The organism is Schlesneria sphaerica, from assembly GCF_044336245.1.
Lineage (GTDB): Bacteria > Planctomycetota > Planctomycetia > Planctomycetales > Planctomycetaceae > Schlesneria > Schlesneria sphaerica.
The window spans coordinates 3,323,799-3,341,040 of the sequence record NZ_CP172346.1 but is presented as its reverse complement, the minus strand read 5'-3'; the positions used below and the strand labels follow the sequence as shown (position 1 = coordinate 3,341,040).

17 protein-coding genes are annotated in these 17,242 nt (G+C 57.0%); 6 read left to right on the top strand and 11 right to left on the bottom strand.

Annotation, left to right across the window (positions count from 1 at the left end; translation table 11 throughout):
• Positions 1 to 104 precede the first annotated feature (104 nt).
• Both ACGY09_RS12215 and ACGY09_RS12210 read left to right on the top strand, forming a co-directional pair.
• Entirely contained in the window at positions 105 to 551 is a 447-nt protein-coding gene (locus ACGY09_RS12215; RefSeq protein WP_397568161.1) for a transposase, read from the top strand.
• Complete coding sequence (locus ACGY09_RS12210; RefSeq protein ID WP_397568160.1) at positions 545 to 943, top strand: transposase; 399 nt, start codon at positions 545 to 547, stop codon at positions 941 to 943. The genes ACGY09_RS12215 and ACGY09_RS12210 overlap by 7 nt, the downstream gene beginning before the upstream one ends.
• A gap of 383 nt (positions 944 to 1,326) precedes the next feature.
• Here ACGY09_RS12210 and pyrF read toward each other — a convergent pair whose 3' ends face one another.
• The 3 genes from pyrF to ACGY09_RS12195 form a co-directional block, all read right to left on the bottom strand.
• Complete coding sequence (gene pyrF, locus ACGY09_RS12205; protein WP_397571720.1) at positions 1,327 to 2,268, bottom strand: orotidine-5'-phosphate decarboxylase; 942 nt, start codon at positions 2,266 to 2,268, stop codon at positions 1,327 to 1,329.
• Between the two features lie 211 nt (positions 2,269 to 2,479).
• Positions 2,480 to 2,899 (bottom strand): hypothetical protein, encoded by a 420-nt coding sequence (locus ACGY09_RS12200; RefSeq protein ID WP_397571719.1) that lies wholly within the window; start codon positions 2,897 to 2,899, stop codon positions 2,480 to 2,482.
• Positions 2,900 to 2,908: 9 nt separating this feature from the next.
• Positions 2,909 to 3,811 (bottom strand): phosphoribosylaminoimidazolesuccinocarboxamide synthase, encoded by a 903-nt coding sequence (locus tag ACGY09_RS12195; RefSeq protein ID WP_397571718.1) that lies wholly within the window; start codon positions 3,809 to 3,811, stop codon positions 2,909 to 2,911.
• A 232-nt stretch (positions 3,812 to 4,043) separates the two neighbouring features.
• Here ACGY09_RS12195 and ACGY09_RS12190 point away from each other — a divergent pair, with 232 nt between their 5' ends.
• The 3 genes from ACGY09_RS12190 to ACGY09_RS12180 all read left to right on the top strand — a co-directional run bounded on the left by ACGY09_RS12190 (position 4,044) and on the right by ACGY09_RS12180 (position 8,300).
• Positions 4,044 to 5,561 carry an endo-1,4-beta-xylanase gene (locus ACGY09_RS12190; protein WP_397571717.1) on the top strand — a complete coding sequence of 506 codons (1,518 nt, stop codon included), beginning with the start codon at positions 4,044 to 4,046 and terminating at the stop codon, positions 5,559 to 5,561.
• A gap of 16 nt (positions 5,562 to 5,577) precedes the next feature.
• Positions 5,578 to 6,567, top strand: coding sequence for a zinc-binding alcohol dehydrogenase family protein (locus ACGY09_RS12185; protein WP_397571716.1), 990 nt, complete (start codon positions 5,578 to 5,580; stop codon positions 6,565 to 6,567).
• A 368-nt stretch (positions 6,568 to 6,935) separates the two neighbouring features.
• Entirely contained in the window at positions 6,936 to 8,300 is a 1,365-nt protein-coding gene (locus tag ACGY09_RS12180; protein ID WP_397571715.1) for an outer membrane beta-barrel protein, read from the top strand.
• Between the two features lie 132 nt (positions 8,301 to 8,432).
• Here ACGY09_RS12180 and ACGY09_RS12175 read toward each other — a convergent pair whose 3' ends face one another.
• The 7 genes from ACGY09_RS12175 to ACGY09_RS12145 form a co-directional block, all read right to left on the bottom strand.
• Positions 8,433 to 9,407, bottom strand: coding sequence for an urease accessory protein UreD (locus ACGY09_RS12175; protein WP_397571714.1), 975 nt, complete (start codon positions 9,405 to 9,407; stop codon positions 8,433 to 8,435).
• Positions 9,365 to 10,015 (bottom strand): urease accessory protein UreG, encoded by a 651-nt coding sequence (gene ureG / locus ACGY09_RS12170; RefSeq protein WP_373653846.1) that lies wholly within the window; start codon positions 10,013 to 10,015, stop codon positions 9,365 to 9,367. Before ureG ends, ACGY09_RS12175 begins: the two co-directional genes overlap by 43 nt.
• A 100-nt stretch (positions 10,016 to 10,115) precedes the next feature.
• On the bottom strand, positions 10,116 to 10,796 hold the full coding sequence (locus ACGY09_RS12165) for an urease accessory protein UreF (RefSeq protein ID WP_397571713.1): 681 nt from the start codon (positions 10,794 to 10,796) through the stop codon (positions 10,116 to 10,118).
• A 59-nt stretch (positions 10,797 to 10,855) separates the two neighbouring features.
• Positions 10,856 to 12,577, bottom strand: a complete 1,722-nt coding sequence (gene ureC, locus ACGY09_RS12160; protein ID WP_397571712.1) for an urease subunit alpha — start codon at positions 12,575 to 12,577, stop codon at positions 10,856 to 10,858.
• Between the two features lie 108 nt (positions 12,578 to 12,685).
• The gene (gene ureB / locus ACGY09_RS12155) at positions 12,686 to 13,117 is read right to left on the bottom strand and encodes an urease subunit beta (RefSeq protein WP_373649982.1); all 432 of its coding nucleotides are present in this window, start codon (positions 13,115 to 13,117) and stop codon (positions 12,686 to 12,688) included.
• A gap of 78 nt (positions 13,118 to 13,195) precedes the next feature.
• A complete protein-coding gene (locus ACGY09_RS12150) occupies positions 13,196 to 13,498 on the bottom strand; it encodes an urease subunit gamma (protein WP_373649983.1) in 303 nt (100 codons plus the stop codon).
• Between the two features lie 54 nt (positions 13,499 to 13,552).
• Positions 13,553 to 14,518 carry an urea transporter gene (locus ACGY09_RS12145; RefSeq protein ID WP_397571711.1) on the bottom strand — a complete coding sequence of 322 codons (966 nt, stop codon included), beginning with the start codon at positions 14,516 to 14,518 and terminating at the stop codon, positions 13,553 to 13,555.
• A 175-nt stretch (positions 14,519 to 14,693) separates the two neighbouring features.
• On the opposite strand from ACGY09_RS12145, the gene ACGY09_RS12140 reads away from it, so the two are divergent.
• A complete protein-coding gene (locus ACGY09_RS12140; RefSeq protein ID WP_397571710.1) occupies positions 14,694 to 14,942 on the top strand; it encodes a hypothetical protein in 249 nt (82 codons plus the stop codon).
• Positions 14,943 to 15,187: 245 nt separating this feature from the next.
• Here the strand turns inward: ACGY09_RS12140 and ACGY09_RS12135 are convergent, their stop codons facing one another.
• The gene (locus ACGY09_RS12135) at positions 15,188 to 16,681 is read right to left on the bottom strand and encodes an outer membrane beta-barrel protein (RefSeq protein ID WP_397571709.1); all 1,494 of its coding nucleotides are present in this window, start codon (positions 16,679 to 16,681) and stop codon (positions 15,188 to 15,190) included.
• Between the last annotated feature and the right edge of the window lie 561 nt (positions 16,682 to 17,242).

Genomic DNA, 17,242 nt, shown 5'->3' with positions numbered 1-17,242 from the left:
ATCAGGTATCGCCATCACCTAGAGGCAGTTTCAAAACCCCTTTATTGCAATAACGATTCTGGCAGGCAATTTGCATACCGGTAAGGGAGAAAGGAGTCCCTTACATGCGAATTACCCTGTCCATGTGGCCCCAGCGACGGCGGCCGAATACGACAGGGTCCAGGACGGTCCCGAAGCCTTTTCTTGATGATGCCCAGTGGAATTCCATCAAAGATCTGTTTGCAAACCCTCTTCCATCCCCACTGGGAGGCCGACCACGAGTCGAGCCTCGACCCTGTCTGGAAGGAATTTTGTGGGTCCTGAAGAGCGGAGGACGATGGCAAGATTTACCAGAGCGATACCCGTCTCCTGCAACATGCTGGCGAAGGCTCAAGGAGTGGACGGAGAGAGGAATCATGGTCAAAACGTGGGAACGTCTCCTGAAGTCCCTTGATCGACAGAAACAGCTGAACTGGTCGCAGGCAATGGGTGATGGCACCTTTTCGCCTGCAAAAAAGGGGGCGCCGAGGTTGGTAAGACCAAGAAAGGTAAAGGAACGAAACTCATGCTGATGACGGACGGTAACGGCGTCCCCATCTCGGGGTTCACCATTTCTGCACAGGTCGCCGAAGTCAACACGATCGAGACGCTGGTCGACATTCAAGTTGCTGGCCAGAAACCCGAGAGGCTGCTGTACGATAAAGCGGCTGATGCCGATTGGATTCGTGATACGCTCAAACTGAGAGGCATTGAGCAAATCACACCCCACCGAAAAGGCCGGAAGAAGCCGTCTCGACAAGACGGGCGAAGCCTGAAGAGATATGCGAGTCGCTGGAAAGTGGAACGCACGATCAGTTGGCTAGGCTATCAAAGAAGGCTTCTTGTCCGGCATGAATACTACCCACATCTCTTCGAAGGCTTTTTCCACCTCGCCTGCGTAATGATATGCTTGAACCGGTTTTGAAACTGCCTCTAAGATGACGAGTCGTTATTTAATACTCAATTTCTCTAACGGGTCGCTACCAGTGGCTGCGCGGGTTGCCGTTCTTGCGAGGGCTGAACGTCCACGAGACGTGAAGAGATCAAGCTTCCGAAAAGTTCAGGTCGAGGAGGAGGCGGCGAACTGTGAACGAGGTCGGACGATTTCGTGGCTGATCGCAGCGTGTGCAGTAAGAAACTGCGCGGGAGAAGCAGGGGAAGAGAGTGAGCGAAGGGCCTCGGGCGGGTACGCTGCGCGGCTGTACCCTGGTTTCACCTACAGGGATTTCATGCACAGGCGCGAGCGGGAGCAGCACTGCATGACGGCGGCCGTCATGCAGTGGCATGCTGGCATTTCAGCGGTACGCGTTACAACAGCTTTCCGGCGGCGGTTCCGGCAGCGAGGTCCGCGATCATCTTCTTCGTAGCGGCCTCGGCGGCGGCTTCCCACTGCTTCGCCCCGTACTGTTCGTCATAGGGGGAAGCTTTGAAGGCAAAGTTGATCCCGCGTGAGTTATTGACGACCGCACCCAGGCCGTTGGCATCAAAGGCGGGGGCGACGTCTGCTGCTGCACCCCCCTGGCTGCCGTAACCGGGAATCAGCAGCGGGACGTGTGGCATGGCCGCGCGGAGTTCGACGAGTTCGCGGGGATAGGTTGCCCCGACGACGGCGCCGATACTTCCGTAACCACTTTCGTTGGTCTCGAGGGCCAGTTCTTCGACGACCTGGGCGACGTGGCGGAAGAGTGTTTTATCTTCGGTGATCTTGTCCTGGAACGAGGCTGAACCGGGATTACTGGTTTTGACGAGGACGTAGATGCCGGCTCCTCGCTCGGCGGCCACCTTCACGAAGGGTTCGAGAGTGTCCCGGCCGAGATAGGGGTTGACCGTGAGTGCGTCTGCCTGCCAGGGAGCCGCTTGCGGGTCTGCTCCGGCGAGGTAAGCGCGTGCATAGGCTTCGGCCGTTGTTCCAATATCACCCCGTTTTCCGTCGAAGATGACGATCAGTCCCTTGGTCCGGGCATAGCGGATTACACGGGCGAGGGCGAGGCAGCCATCGGGGCCCCATTCCTCGAAGAACGCCGCCTGCGGTTTCACGGCCGGGACCAGCGGCGCGACGACATCGATGAGCCGGACGCAGAATTCCTCAAATGCCGACGCGGCGACGGCGACCGGGTCGTCGTGAAGTTCGCGGGCGTGTGCGAGGACATCCGGGGGAAGCTGGTTCAGTCGTGGGTCAAGACCGACCAGTGCCGGTGTCTTCTTGGCCTTGATCGCTTCATGGAGTCGTGTTGCGTAGTGAAAACTCATAGTAACCAGTCCTCTTAGCGATGGAGATTTTTTGGTATTAGTACGATTCGACTTAGTTACATTGATTGATCGGTGGAAGTCTCTCTGATCTGGGATGTGATCTTCCCTGCCGTCGTATCACTCTTACGGGTGTGAGCCGCTCGGGTTCTGGGCGGGGGCGAGTTGCTGTTGTCGGATGTTGAGGCCGAATCAGGTTGAGTTCCAGAGGCAGTCAGGTCTTGGCGAATTCCTCGTCGTCCTCAGGAATGTCTGATGTCAATCGTTCCTGGGCCAGCCGCAATTGCGATACGAACCAGTACCCGCAACTCAGATACTGGCACATGACAATCTCACGACCGAAGTGAGCTGCGACGGTCCACCACCAGCGTTGCCCGCTGACCAGATAGGACAAAATCAGGAACACCGTGCCGAAGGAACCCCAGACCCGGAAAGTCAGCCGGGGATAAGCCATCATGAGTGGCAACAGTAAACGGCCGAGCAGACCGGTCAGCAGCATGATGGCGAACGTAACGGGAAGGTAGCCTCGTCGTGAATCGAACCAGACCTGATAACTCAGGTACAGCACGACCATCAGGAGCTGAAGTCGTGTTCCCCACGACACGGTCGTCAGGAATAATTTCAGGCGTCTCATGCGGGCGACTCATTTCCAGGCAAACGTCGTTCCCGTCAGGCGTTCGTATGCTTCGATGTATTTATCCCGCGTCTTGACGACGACGTCCTCTGGAAGTGCGGGAGGGGGGCTGTTCTTGTCCCAATCGGTGGTTTCCAGCCAGTCACGCACAAACTGTTTGTCGTAGCTTGGCTGAGCTCCACCGGGTGAATACTGGTCTGCGGGCCAGAAGCGAGAGCTGTCTGGAGTCAGGACTTCGTCGATCAGGATGATCTGGTCATGAATCACGCCAAACTCGAATTTGGTATCCGCGATAATGATCCCTTTGGACCGGGCGAACTCGGCGGCCTTTGTGTAGACATCCAGGCTGAACTGCTTCAACTGTTCCGCCCGATCAGAGCCGATGATCTCGGCCATGCGTTCGAACGGAATGTTCTCGTCGTGACCCGATTCCGCCTTTGTCGCCGGGGTGAAGATGACTTCGGGGAGCCGTTCACTTTCGCGCAGGCCGGCAGGAAGTTTCAGTCCGCAGACCGTCTGGCTGGCTTTGTATTCTTTCCATCCTGATCCCGAGAGATACCCGCGAACGACACATTCGATCGGGAAGACACGGGTCTTTCTGACCACCATGCTGCGCCCCTGCAGCGACGCGATATCTGTCTTTGCTGGCAAGGGAACATCTTCCGGGTTCATCGACAGCAAGTGATGGGGGACACCCAGGCGGTCGAACCAGAATTTGCTGATCTGCGTCAGGACGCGTCCCTTGTCGGGAATCCCGGTTGGCAGAATCCAGTCGAAGGCACTGATCCGGTCCGTGGCGACGATGAGCAGACGGTCACCGAAGTCGTAGACGTCGCGAACTTTTCCTCGACCTGGTTCCAGACCGGGGAGTTGGCTTTGCAGCAGGGGCGAATTGAGGGGTGCGGGGCTCATCAGATGCAGATCAGTTCCATCTCGAGGCAGGAGAAATACTGCAAAAAGGCTACCAGAAGGCGAGCTTCTTGAACAACCCGCAAGCCGGGACTACACTCGCTGATTGGTCCAGGGAGGCAGGCTCGGTTCCTAATTTCTGGGCGGGTGCGTCTGTGTCATTGATTGCGAAGTCAAAATCAGCATAGACTTATCGTTTCCTGTAGAACTTCTGTGCACCGATTTTTTCCTCTTGATGAAGCAGGCCGGAGCCGCGATGGGGTTGATTCGCTTTGCCGTCTACCCCGCCAGCCTCGTAAACGACTGGCCAGAGGTTCACGCGGGTTATTTGACGGGTGCTGATGGCAGGATCTTTTCGACTCGCATCGAAATCGTCGATAACATTATCGAATGCCGTCGCAGTTCGTCGGAAAGCGTGAAATTCCATGTGGCCTGGCCCGTTCCCGGCTATGGTCGCATCGTCATTCCGACCGCCTCGCTGCCTGAACGGGAAGAACCTTACCTGCTCGCGGTGGAACTGGCTCGCGGTAAGATTGTTCAGGTACGGAATCAGTCGTCCCAGTGGGAACTCGCCGGACTTCAGATTCCCGAAGAATTCCGCGGACCGAACCGGGCCGCCCATCAGAGCTTCTCGCGTGCTGCCGCATCGCAGTCTCAACCCGAACTGGCCAGCCAACTGGCCGAGGAAGCGATTCGCCATGCTTGCGAGGCGGCTGAAATCCTGACTCGGTCGTACGGCGCCCAGGCGCTGGCGGGGCGACTGCAACGATTTGGTTCGCTTCCCGTTTCGATCGGCTGCGAACTCGACGGAGACGTTCCCACCCCGGAAGGGACCGTTCACTTCAACAATGTCTTTCATTCCGCGACCGTCGCCATCCCCTGGACGACCATCGAAGCGGTCGAGGGAGAATACAACTGGGACGCGACCGACCGGCGGGTCGAGTGGTGCGAACAGCAGAAGCTGATGATTCGCGGGGGACCGCTGATTGATCTCGGGCCAGGTGGACTTCCCCCCTGGCTGGCGTTGTGGGAACAGGACGTTTTCAATCTGCAAAGCTTCGTCTGCGATTTTGTCGAGACCGCGATTGCCCGATACTTCGGGCGAATCCATACCTGGGAAGTCTGTACCCGGATGAACACCGGTGGTGCATTGACTCTCTCGGAAGAAAGCCGTCTGACGCTGACTGCCCGTGTCTTCGACGTGGCACGACAGGTAGACGAGGATGCGCACCTGATTGTGCGAGTTGATCAGCCGTGGGGGGACTACCAGTCACGTGGTTCTCACGGACTTTCTCCCATTCAGATGGTCGATGCCCTGATTCGTTCCGGTGTCGGCCTGTCGGGAGTGAATCTGGAAGTCGCGATTGGCTACCGCCCGCACGGTTCGGCACAGCGCGATCTGCTGGAGTGTTCGCGCTTGATCGACACGTGGACCAATCTGGACATTCCGATTTTCGTGACCCTGGTTTGTCCGTCGAGTTCCGAGCCGGACGAGCTGGCTCTGCCAGACATTCAGGTCAATCCCCGTACCTGGCCAACACCGGGCAATGAAAAGATACAGGCGCGCTGGATTGAGTCGATGCTGGATCTGCTCGTGGCCAAGCAGCGGGTAGCGGGTGTGCTGCTGCCCCACCTGTCAGACGGGCAATCTCACCGGTTTCCTCATGCTGGCCTGTTAAACCGGGATGAAACTCCCAAGGAGATCGTCGAACGGCTGATCTCTCATCAAATTAATCAGCGTCTTAAATCCTGATTCGAAAGGATTCCTTGTGAAGGGACTTGTGACATCTTCTCCCGGTGGCTGGCAAAACACGCGGCTGGAACAAGTGGACCTGAGGGTCGGGCGTCCCGAGGAAGTTCTGGTCGAGATCCGGGCGGTGGGACTCAACCCGGCTGACAATTTTCAGATTGAAGGAAAATACCCGGGTGGGCCTCAGCCACCCTTTCTTCCCGGCCGGGACGCCTGTGGAGTGGTCATTCAGGGAGATTCTACAGGGCGCTGGCAACCCGGTGACGAAGTTGTTGCGCTGCAGACATCGACCTCGAACCTCCGCGACGGGACGCTTTGTGAGCAGCAGTGGCTCGCGGCCGAGAACCTGGCCCGCAAGCCCAGGGGCTGGAGTGATGTGGAAGCGGCGGCCGCACCACTGGCCTATCAGACCGCGTGGAAGGCCCTGTTCGATGTGGGCGCTCTCGAGGCGGGTCAGACCGTTGTTGTGACAGGGGCTTCTGGTGGTGTTGGGCTGGCCTGCGTGCAGCTTGCCAGCGCACTCGGAGCCAGAGTTGTGGCACTGTCTCGCTCGGAAGAAAAACGGCAAAAGCTACAGCGGCTTGGTGCCAGTCACGTGTTTGCTCCGGACCATCCCCAGTTAAAGGACCAGATCTTTTCCGCGATCGGAGCTAAAGGAGTCTCTCTTGTCGTGGAGAATGTCGGGGGGCCTTCACTGGCGACATCGATCCATCTGCTGGGGGTGCATGGCCGGGTCAGCGTGGTGGGACTTCTGGCGGGAGTCGAATCGGTGGTTCCTCTCCCCTCGCTGATGTTTAAGCGGGCTTCGATTCACGGGGTCCTGGTGACGGATGACTCGCCCCCCAAAGCGCAGTCTTCGTGGAAAGCGCTCGTTGAGTTGATGAACAGTAAGCAGATTCGGCCGATCGTCTGTGCCACCTACCCGCTGGACTCTGTCGAGAAAGCCTTCAAGCATCTCGGGGGCGACGTCTTCGGTAAGGTCGTCGTCGAAATTCCGTCCGCAATGTGACGGAATTCCGGCGTCCGTTGCGAGAGTTGCCGCTCAGCCGACTCCGCCTTCCTGAATAAATTCCGACCGTCGAGCGTTCTTCTCGGATGATGAGCGGAGAAATGTTCGGTGAGTGAAGCTGCGCAGACTGTTTGGGACCTGTCTGTTTTGTGTGCAAAAGGAGATGCTCGGATCTTTTGTGCAAAGTTGCTCCGATACTACTGAGCAGTGGATTACACGTTGCGTTTGCACTTCGCGGCGGGGGTCCCTGATCACGTTGACCGAGTGATCAAAAGAGATGAGATCCGGCACCCGCTCAACTTTTGCCGTGGTGATCGAGAGAGGGGATGCAAGGCGGTTAGAACCTGGCGTTTGCAAGGATGCAACGAATGAAACCGATAACCCGCTTGTGGCAGAAGTCTGTTGCAGCGTTGCTACTGGGGGGAGCCTTGTCTACAGGGCCGTCAGGCCTGGGGCAGGAGTTTCTGTACGACTCGCCGGTGGAACCAGCTCCCTTTTCTCAGGCATCTCCTTATTTTTCTCCGCAATCGATCGCCGGCAACGCGGCCTACGGATTGGAGAACGATTCGCTTCCTGCTGAACTTGCCGAAGAAGTCGCCGGGGCACGTGTCAGTCAGCCGCTGGGACCACATCCCGTCAGTGATGTCGGTTTCCTGATGAACGAACTGGGGATGAAAAACCTGTTCGGCGACAGCGGGATACGGACTTTCGGCTGGTTCGAGACCGGGTACAGCGGTTCCTCATCAGGGTCTGGACTCTTGTCTGTTCAGCCACGTCAGAACCGGTTTGGAAATGAGTTGCTGGTGGACCAGATCGGCCTGGTGATTCAGAAGCCGTTGAAGCAGGATCAATTCGACCTGGGTTTCAATATTCGCTACTTCGCGGGGGCGGATGCGGCACTCGGTCAGCCCAAAGGGGGGATTGGCAACGCAGACAACACGCGGTTCAGTCAGGACTTCCGAGATTTGAATATCTCTGCCCATTTGCCGATCCTGACGGAAAAGGGGATGGATGTCAAAATTGGCCGTATGAATTCGATCATCGGTTACAATGGCTTTCTCGCTCCGTACCGTCCGTTCTACTCCAGTGATTATCAGTTCTTCTATTCACAAGACGGCGCCTTCACCGGGCTTTTAACGAATCTGCACGTGAACGATCAGCTCGATATCTGGAATGGTATTACATTAGGTGCTAATACGTTCTATACACTGCGAAGTGATAACTCGTACTGCTATATCGGCCAGTTCAACTACTGGCTGACCCCGGAAAAACGGACTCGACTGACGGGCTCCGTCTATGCAGGTCCGGACGCCATTTTCGCTGCACCAGGAATGAGTGGTGACTTCAACACCACGGTTGAAATTCGACTGCAGCATGCCTGGAGCAGATACTTCACGCAGGTCGTGCAGAACAATATGGGGTGGGACCGGAACACACCGGTCGGAACCGGATCATGGTACGGTCTTTACACCATCGGAATCCTGCACCTGAATGCCGAGGTTGATGCCCTGCTGCGGGTGGAATGGTTCGATGACGTTCAGGGGACTCGTACTGGAGTCGCAGCCAATTACTCCGAAGTCACTCTGGGTACGAACTGGCACCCCAATAAGTACCTCGAAATCCGCCCTGAAATTCGGGGCGACTTCGCCGACCGGGCAGCGTTTGGTGTCGGAGGAGCACATACGAACCACAATCAATTGACGGGTGGTATCAGTGCTCTGGTGAAATTCTGAGACGGGCGTGGCGCGGTCCCACTGATCGATTGTCTTGTGATGACCGTGCGCGGAACTCCGAAGTAAAAACTCCAGCTCGAGGGAGGTCCAAGATGAGCCTTCCCTCGAGCTGGCTGTTCGTTTGAGGGACTGCTAAGTCAGTTCCTCGGCGACAACGGGGGTGGTGCCGCGGTTCCAGTCATCGGCACTCATGAACCAGTGGTTTGGAGACAGACTGGAGGAATTCAGCAGCCACGGTGGTGACTGTGGCCCCGATTTCCACGCGGCGGCGATGTGCATGGAGAGGCTGACCAGGTCGGTCGTTACGGCGGAAGGATCACCGCACCAGCGGAAGCATGTTCCCTCGGTGCCGAGCGGAAAGACAGAGCGTCCGGCAGCGGGATTGGGTTCCGGCAGGGAATCCGGTAGCGGACCTCCGATGAACAGGCTGCCGCAGGCCAGCTCGCCCCCGAAGTACCAGCTCGCTTCTTCCGTCGACCAGGGGCCGTCCCAGCGGAATCGGTCACGGTAGATCAGTTCGCCAGCACGGCGTGCTTCAAAGTCCTGCACGATACAATTGAACTGAAAACGTTCAGAAATTTCGGCCCGTTCGTATCGCCCCGGCAGCCAGATATCCCCCCAGATCAGTTTGGCTCGAGGAGCCAGATTGACGCGACCTCGCTGGTAATACTTGCACCCCGCGAAGGGGATGTTCGGTCCCGGCAGAACCACCAGACAGGCATCGTCCTCGACGTCGATCGTCCACTGCTGTGAGGCAAAGCTTTTCAGCGCAGGATGGATTCTCGTCGCTGACTGACCTGTGATCACCGCCTGTGTGCCGCTACGTGCGACGATTTCCAGGTGATGGATGTCGCCATCCATCAGCCCGGCTGTCAGGTTGATGACGTAGAGCAAGGACGCGTGTTCTGATCCGAACACAAACGGCGGCAGCACCCGGACGGGGATCTGCTGGTAGCAGCTCCCCAGTCGCGTCGCGTTGCCGGATTGAACCAGTTCGATTCGTGCTCCACCAACCCGCCCCGCAGGGTGATGGATCGATTCCAGTCCAGCGAATTCGGGTGGTGTCAGGACTTCTTCACGTGTAATGCGAATTGCTCGCGTACCCACTGGACGACTTTCTCCGTTCCTTCTTTTTGCCGAATGCTGATCATCATGAAGGGGCGTTCCCCGCGATTCTTCAGGCTGTCGCGGCGCATGACTTCCAGATCCGCTCCGACGTGCGGTGCCAGATCGATCTTGTTGATCACCAACAGGTCGCTGTTGCAAATCCCCGGCCCCCCCTTGCGTGGAATCTTGTCGCCTTCGGCAACATCAATAACGAAAATAAACTTGTCGGCCAGTTCGCGAGAGAAGACCGCCGTCAGGTTGTCACCACCCGATTCCACGATGACCAGTTCCAGTCCGGGAATCTGCCGCTCGAAATTGGCGATCGCACTGAGGTTTGCGCTGGCGTCGTCGCGAATCGCCGTGTGCGGGCAACCCCCGGTTTGCACCCCCATGATGCGTTCCAGTGGAAGTGCCTGGCGTCGTGACAGGAACTCGGCATCTTCGTGCGTATAGATATCATTCGTAATGACGGCCAGATTGATCTCTGGCCACAGGGCGTGACAGAGGGCTTCCAGCAATGCTGTCTTGCCGGATCCCACTGGACCACAGACACCCAGGGTGAATGTTTTTCGGTTGTTGACCGCAAAGCGGCTTCGTCCGCTGGCCATCTCGTCGTTGTAAGGGAGATGAAAGCGAAGTCCCAGACGGGACAGTCGTCGCTGGCCACGTCGTCGGGGATGGAAGATCTCTCGCGGTTCGAGGCCGTTTTCATGACCGGAACATGCGGGAATAAAGTCGAGTCTGTTCATCACAAAGAACCTCATAAAAGGGGCAACCGGCACCGGCTGTTTCGGCGTCGCGATCGACGAGGGTCGCAACAAGCTCAACAATGTCGTCTTGAAGATAGGCCAGCACCTGTTGTCCGTGTGTGTGGCCGACCGGAATGGCCCTGACTCCGGCGCCGATCATGCCAAGTGCGGCCTGATTCATATAGGCGGTCAGGACGTCCGTGGGTTCTCCCCCGGCAATGGCACCCATGAGCCCGAAGGCGACTGAGTGATGCCAGCCGCGAAGCTCTTCACCCGTTCCTGACAGGCAGGCATGGAGTTCTGCTTCGCTCCAGGCCCACGTTGCCCCCAGTGCAAGGAGCTGTTCGCCCATTTCTCGGCTGGCGCTCCTCACAGTGGGGGGAAGAATGGATGCCTCGGCCTGACGGTTAAGTCGCCGTAAGGTGGCCGAGTCGCGATTTTTACCGGCACGGCAGCCGGCTGCGACCAGGACCCCTTCCAATGGACCAAGGCAGGTCTTCAGCCAGCGACGCGTCCACGTTTCCAGGGTCCCGGGATCATGGACGATCCCGCGACCCATGGCTCCTTCAAGTCCCCAGGAATGTGTGTAGCCTCCAATTGGCAACGCCGAATCAGAAATCTGAAGCAAACGGAGGTTCATCGTTTTCCTGGGCTAGACCGTAATCGTCGTCAAGTAACCGCTGGCGCAGAGGCCATCGTTTAGAACAGGAAGTATCGCTGTGTCATCGGCAGCGTGGCAATCGGCTCGCTGCTGACCTTTTCACCATCAACCCACACCTGATACGTGTCGGCGTCGATGCGGATATCAGGAGTGGCCTCGTTGCGAACCATGTTCTTCTTGCCGATGTTACGGCAGTTTTCGACGGCGACGAGTTCTCGCTGCAGGCCGTATTTCTCGCCGATGCCGGCATTGATCGAGGCCTTGGAGACGAACGAGACGCAGGTCTTGGAGAGTGCCCGACCGAAGGCACCGAACTGAGGTCGCATGTAGACCGGTTCGGGCGTTGCGATACTGGCGTTGGGATCACCCATCTGAGCCATCACGATCATACCACCCTTGAGCACAAGGAACGGCTTGATGCCGAAGTACTTTGGCTCGTAAAGGACGAGGTCTGCCAGCTTGCCCCCTTCGATACTGCCGACACAATGGCTGATTCCGTGAGCGATGGCGGGATTCAGAGTGTACTTGCAGACATATCGCTTGACGCGTTCGTTATCGTTGCGCGAACTGTCTGACGGAAGCGGGCCGAACTGCACCTTCATTTTGTGTGCGGTCTGCCAGGTTCGCAGGATCATTTCACCCACGCGACCCATGGCCTGTGAGTCGGAACTCATGATGCTGATGATGCCGCGGTCGTGAAAGACATCTTCGGCACCGATGGTTTCCGCTCGAATACGGCTTTCTGCGAAAGCGACGTCTTCGGGAATCGACTTCTTCAGGTGGTGACAGACCATCAACATATCGAGGTGTTCGTCGATCGTGTTGTGGGTGAAGGGACGTGTGGGGTTGGTACTGGCGGGCAGCACGTTAGCCTGACCGGCCACTTTCATAATGTCGGGAGCGTGACCACCCCCGGCACCTTCCGTGTGGAAGGTATGAATCGTGCGTCCCTTGAACGCGGCGATGGTGTCATCGACGAAACCGCATTCATTCAGCGTGTCGGTATGGATGGCTATCTGAATGTCATAGTCGTCGGCCACATTCAGGGCGTTGTCGATGACTTCAAGAGTAGTCCCCCAGTCTTCGTGCAGCTTGAGCGTACAGGCACCGGCTTCGATCTGGTCTTTCAACGGTTTGGGAAGGCTGCCGTTGCCTTTGCCCATGATGCCGATGTTGATGGGGAGCGCTTCGAAGCTTTGCAGCATCCGCATGATGTTCCAGGGACCTGGCGTACAGGTCGTCGCCCATGTCCCGGATGCAGAGCCTGTTCCCCCGCCGATCATGCTGGTCACGCCGGTGGCGATGGCGACTTCGACCTGCTGTGGGCAGATCAGGTGGATATGCGAGTCGATCCCCCCTGCGGTGACGATCTTTCCTTCGCCCGAGATGATTTCTGTTCCAGGGCCGATGACCAGACGGGGGTCAACGCCGTCCTGAACCAGTGGGTTGCCCGACTTTCCTACGGCCACGATCCGGCCATCGCGAATTCCGATATCCCCTTTCACAATTCCCCAGTGATCGATGATGACCACATTCGTGATCACCAGATCGCAGTGAGGGGGACTCATGGGTTCGTCGAGAGGGCACTGGTCCTGCCCATCGCGGATCGACTTACCTCCTCCGAACACGGACTCTTCACCGTAGGACGTATAGTCCTTTTCGATTTCGATGATCAGTTCGGTGTCGGCCAACCGAACCCGGTCGCCCGTCGTCGGTCCGTACTTCTCTGCATAGGCCTGGCGGGAAAGTCTTGTACCCATGGGATGAGTCCCTTCAGCAAATCAAATTTTGGAGGATCGAACTGGTTCGTCGGGAGTGCAGTGGCCAGGTGGCGGCGCCATTACGGAGTCATTGCTGCGGCAGCAGAACTACTTGGATGACTTCGGCGGCTTGGTCGCTTTGGCGGTTTTCGCCTGCCCTTCAGGCTCGGCTGGCTTGTGTCCGAAGTTCTGCTCAATACAGCGTTTCATGCTGCATTCACGGGTGTAGGGATCATCCAGACGGCCCATCACCAATCCGTTAAATCCGTAGATCACCCTGTGGCCCAGATAAGGGATCAGTTTGACTTCTTTGACATCACCTGGTTCGAAACGAACGGAGGTTCCGCTGGGGAGGTCCAGTTTCTTCCCGTAAGCCAGCGATCGATCGAAGACGAGGGCGCGATTGACTTCGAAGAAGTGGAAGTGAGCACCAATTTGAATGGGTCGGTCACCCGTGTTGTTGACCGTGATTGTCGTGATCGGACGTCCCTTATTCAGCTCAATGTCTTCGCCATCAAGGATGTACTCACCAGGAATCATGGGAGGCCTCTCTAAAAATTTGGCAGGGGACAGTTCTTAACCAGGAATGCCGGGAGACGGCAGTGGACGAAAGGTGATTTAACGAATGGGTTCGTGAACGGTGACAAGCTTGCTTCCGTCCGGGAAGGTTGGCTCCACCTGAATCATGGTGACCATTTCCGGAACACCTTCCATCACGTCATCTCGAGTGAGGATTTCGCGTCCACTGCTCATGATCTCGGCAACTGACTTGCCGTCACGGGCGAGTTCCATCAATTCCGCTGTGATCAAGGCGACCGATTCGGGAACATTCAATTTGAGTCCGCGCGCTTTGCGATCGCGGGCTACTTGAGCTGCCACGTAAATCAGCAGCTTGTCACGTTCTTGAGGTAGCAGATTCATCGTTTCATTCCTCGGATAGAAATACCTGAGAGCCCCGGCACAAGGACCCGGTGATCAGGAGGGGGATGCCGCTGATTTTTTCAACAAACTTGCTTCGGTCCAACCGAGCAACATGACCAGCCAGGTCGTCAACACGAAGGGGGCCGTGAGGGCCGGAAGCCCCAATGTGGGGATGAGTTCCGTCACGGGCACGGAGAGGATCATTCCCAGCAAGGGGGGAATGACCGACTTTCGCCACAGATAGAGTGCGACGGCAGTCAGAGTCGCGTTGTACCCATAGAGGCCTAAAGCGATGTTGTCAGAGTGCGCATGCTCGAGAAGTCTCTCGATATGCAGCGCGTCAGAACCCGCAGTGGCGTGGTAGGCGGACACCAGCATTCCCACCACCGACCCCAGGAGAACCCAAACAGCATGCGTCCGGTTGCTGATCGCGATTCCCAGCAGGAAGAAGGCACCCCCCCAGAGAGTCCCCTGGAACATGACTTGTCCAATTCCATGGGCAATCACAGAAAGAACACCGACATCCCTCAGCGGAGCACCCGGGTCAACGTGGACCGCGCCCAGCGACCGGCCCAGGAAGTAGATGCCCCAGGTCGTCACAATAAAGGGGGTCGTGTAGGTGGGAAATGGAAGCGAATGTCGCATCCAGCGTGTCAGGAGTGTGGCGACCACGCAGCCCACAAGCAGCAGAAGGAGTGAAACGAGTCCGGGGCGAAAATAGAAAAACGTCGCCATGCCCACCAGTGCGGAGTTAAATCCGTAGATACCCGCCCTGGTTTCGCCTTCATCAAATTTGAGCGTACGGGCGGTGGCCAACCCGATCAATGACCCGACGACGCCACCGACTGCCTCAAGAGGAGCGCCGAAGGCGATCCCGATCACGAACAGAAGTCCGGAAAGGGCATTCTCCTGGAAGAAAACCTGTCCGATCCCCTTCAGCACAACGGCCGCATTCTCCCACAGCAGATCCGGGGAGGCGACGGAATTGGGAAGCGGAGTGTCGGTCTGGCTAGTGCTCACACTCGCCTCCTGAAAATGATGGGCCCAGTGGAGGGGTTCGAGCCTGAACAGCTCGGCCATTCCACATCAACATGTCAACAAGCGACAATCATGCACTCAAGTGCGAAAACGAAAAACGTTCATCAAGGAGAATCAGGATCATAGCACGACAATTTTGTTCAGACAGAATCGTCTTATGAGGCTTGGCCTCTTCGTCAATGGTTCACTATGGCAACAATGCCTCATCGGCCGGTGGGCCTTCGTTCGAGAGAGAAATTACAAATCCACCAAATCTTCTTCGGTGGAAAAGGATCTCGCTAAAGTTTTGGCAGCAAAAGAAATGCAAAAATTTTGTAGTCTGATCGGCAGCCGTTTGCAAGAAACAAGTCATTTCGATGAGAGAAAAATCAAAACAGCCTTCCCAGGGGACTGGTCAAAAATGTGACAGGTTTGAGAAAGGCCTCCCCGTTCGCCGGGAGTCGACCACTTTGCCTCAGTGGACCGAGATTGGCGTTCAGTGGTGATTCCAAATTGGTTGAATTGGCCTCGCCTGACGTGAACGGCTTGCGGGCGTTCCAGGAGGGAGAGTGGGATTCATAAGAGGTGAAATGGAGAGAGCCGCGCGAAGAAATGCTCTTCGTGCGGCTCGTTGCAAAATCAGAGTTGTCTCGTCGGGCGTGTCAGCTCAGCTTAGAAAATCCAGACGACGTCGGTGACGAACAGTCCCTGGTTGTTTTTGGTTCCTGCATCGTACGGAGCGAGCCCGGCGGGGTTCACGTCACGGTTGATGTTGCCGTCGAACCAGTCGAATCGCAGGTTAGGTCGGACGAACAGATTGGGGGTCCCTTTGGGGTACCAGCGTGGTCCAACGGTCAGCTGGTAGAAGTCACCCTGATAGCCCCCGGGCAGGTTGGTGGTACCATTGGGGTTGCCCGTGATACCGCTGGGAAGGTTGCTGGGGAGGAACTGAGCGACTCGGTAGCCTTCTTCGTCACGCCACCATTCGAAGTTCACACCCCATGTCCATTTTTCGTTGACCTTGTAGTAGAGGTATTGGTCAATACCGTACCAGTTGGCTCGTTCGCCCTTGATGGTCGCATCTCGCTGGGTACCGAAGTCGGTCTGTCCGACATATGTCCATTTTTCGTTGATCGGTTTACTGTAGACAACCGACTGGTAGTAGCGCTGTGTGAACTCGAAGTTGAAGTTCGGTTCCTGTGTCAGGAACACGGCATGCGAAAGGCTGGATTTGTCCTGGAAGGTGTAAGCCCAGGTGCCCAGGTATCCCATGTGGGGGTTGTGGCCGTCGAAGTTGTCCCAGCCCTGGATGTAGCCGCTGCTGGCGATGAAGTTCTCGCTGAATTCGTATGTTGCCACCACACCGGTGTGGGTGAATGGTTCCCCCCACTGATAGGTGTAAGGAATCGTATTGAAGAAGTTTTGTGAGGTATCAATGGTGAAGTAACCGACGGGCGAAACGAAGTGACCGGCTTTCACTTTCAGTTTCTTGTACGCCACTTCCGCGTACAGGCTGGGGATCGCCAGTCCATAGGTTCCCGGACCGTTCAGGTTCGGGGTTTCGAGACCGGTCGAGGTTGCCAGACGGGCGTTGGTACCGAACAGCAGGTCAACGCGACCCCCGATATCCCAGTCGTTCTTCGAGGTATCGGTCGCCTTTTCGGCGAACATCCACAACTGGTTGAGCTGGTACTGGTTGGCCTGGTCGGTCCAGGTCACGGGGCCGTTCCATCCGTTACTGGGGTTCTGCCAGTTCCAGGTATAGCTCTGAGCGAGGCTACCGCCGATGTTGTAGCCGTTGTCGGTCAGGTGGTTGTTGCCGCAGTCATCTTCAAAGAGGTCGACCAGAGTCCAGCATTTGGGAGTCTCTTCGCCACTTCCCTCTCCGTCGCTCGAACAGCCGCCGACGCCGCAGGCGGGTGCTGGTAATGCCGGGCCCGAGCCACCATCGCCTTGCAAACCGGCATACAGGCCTCTCAGGCGAGCGGCCGCGTCTGCGAAAATTTGATCATTGCAAACCGGGACTCCCGAAGCGTAGCCGGGAGCTGGCGTGCACTGCATTTCGGCAGCAGTCAGGGCACCTGCCACCAGCATCCCCGCTGTGCCGAACATCATCGACAATCCTGTGCCGATGTCGACAAACCGAACTCGTCTTAGACCCAACATTCACTACTCCTTTGGATTAGAAGGCTTTTTCTGCCATGGGTCGCCGCGTCGCGGATGGGCGTTTCCTCCGGGGGTTCACTTCACAGAGAGTGTGAAGAACTCAAGGCGGAAGACGCTACGTCGCTGGCGATCTCGTACTCACTCCGTTGTCCTCTTCGCGAGCAGCAGAAAGAGGTCAGGTCTACCAAGGCTATCGGACTGTTCAGTGGGACGGTGCGAACTGGAAGTCGTGCTCACATCCGCATGGAGTAATTCGCACAAGTTCGCTGGGCCGTAAAATCTTACATTCCGTCAATTTACGGCGATTTTTTGATCGGCGGAACTGGCCGGAACGGACTTCAGCACCCGGATAAGTCAGAGATTCTGTGGTCTGGGGAAGAGATTTCCTGTGCTGATCGTGCGAGGGGGAAATGCATCTTCGAGCGAGAGGGAGTTTCTGGACAATGTCAACCCGTGATTTGGGTGGCTTACAATACTGTCAGGTTGCTTGTGTAGGGCTGCGTAGCACTGTCGTACCCCCCTTACTATCCTTCTGACCTCGTTTCAGTCCGGACGGCAACA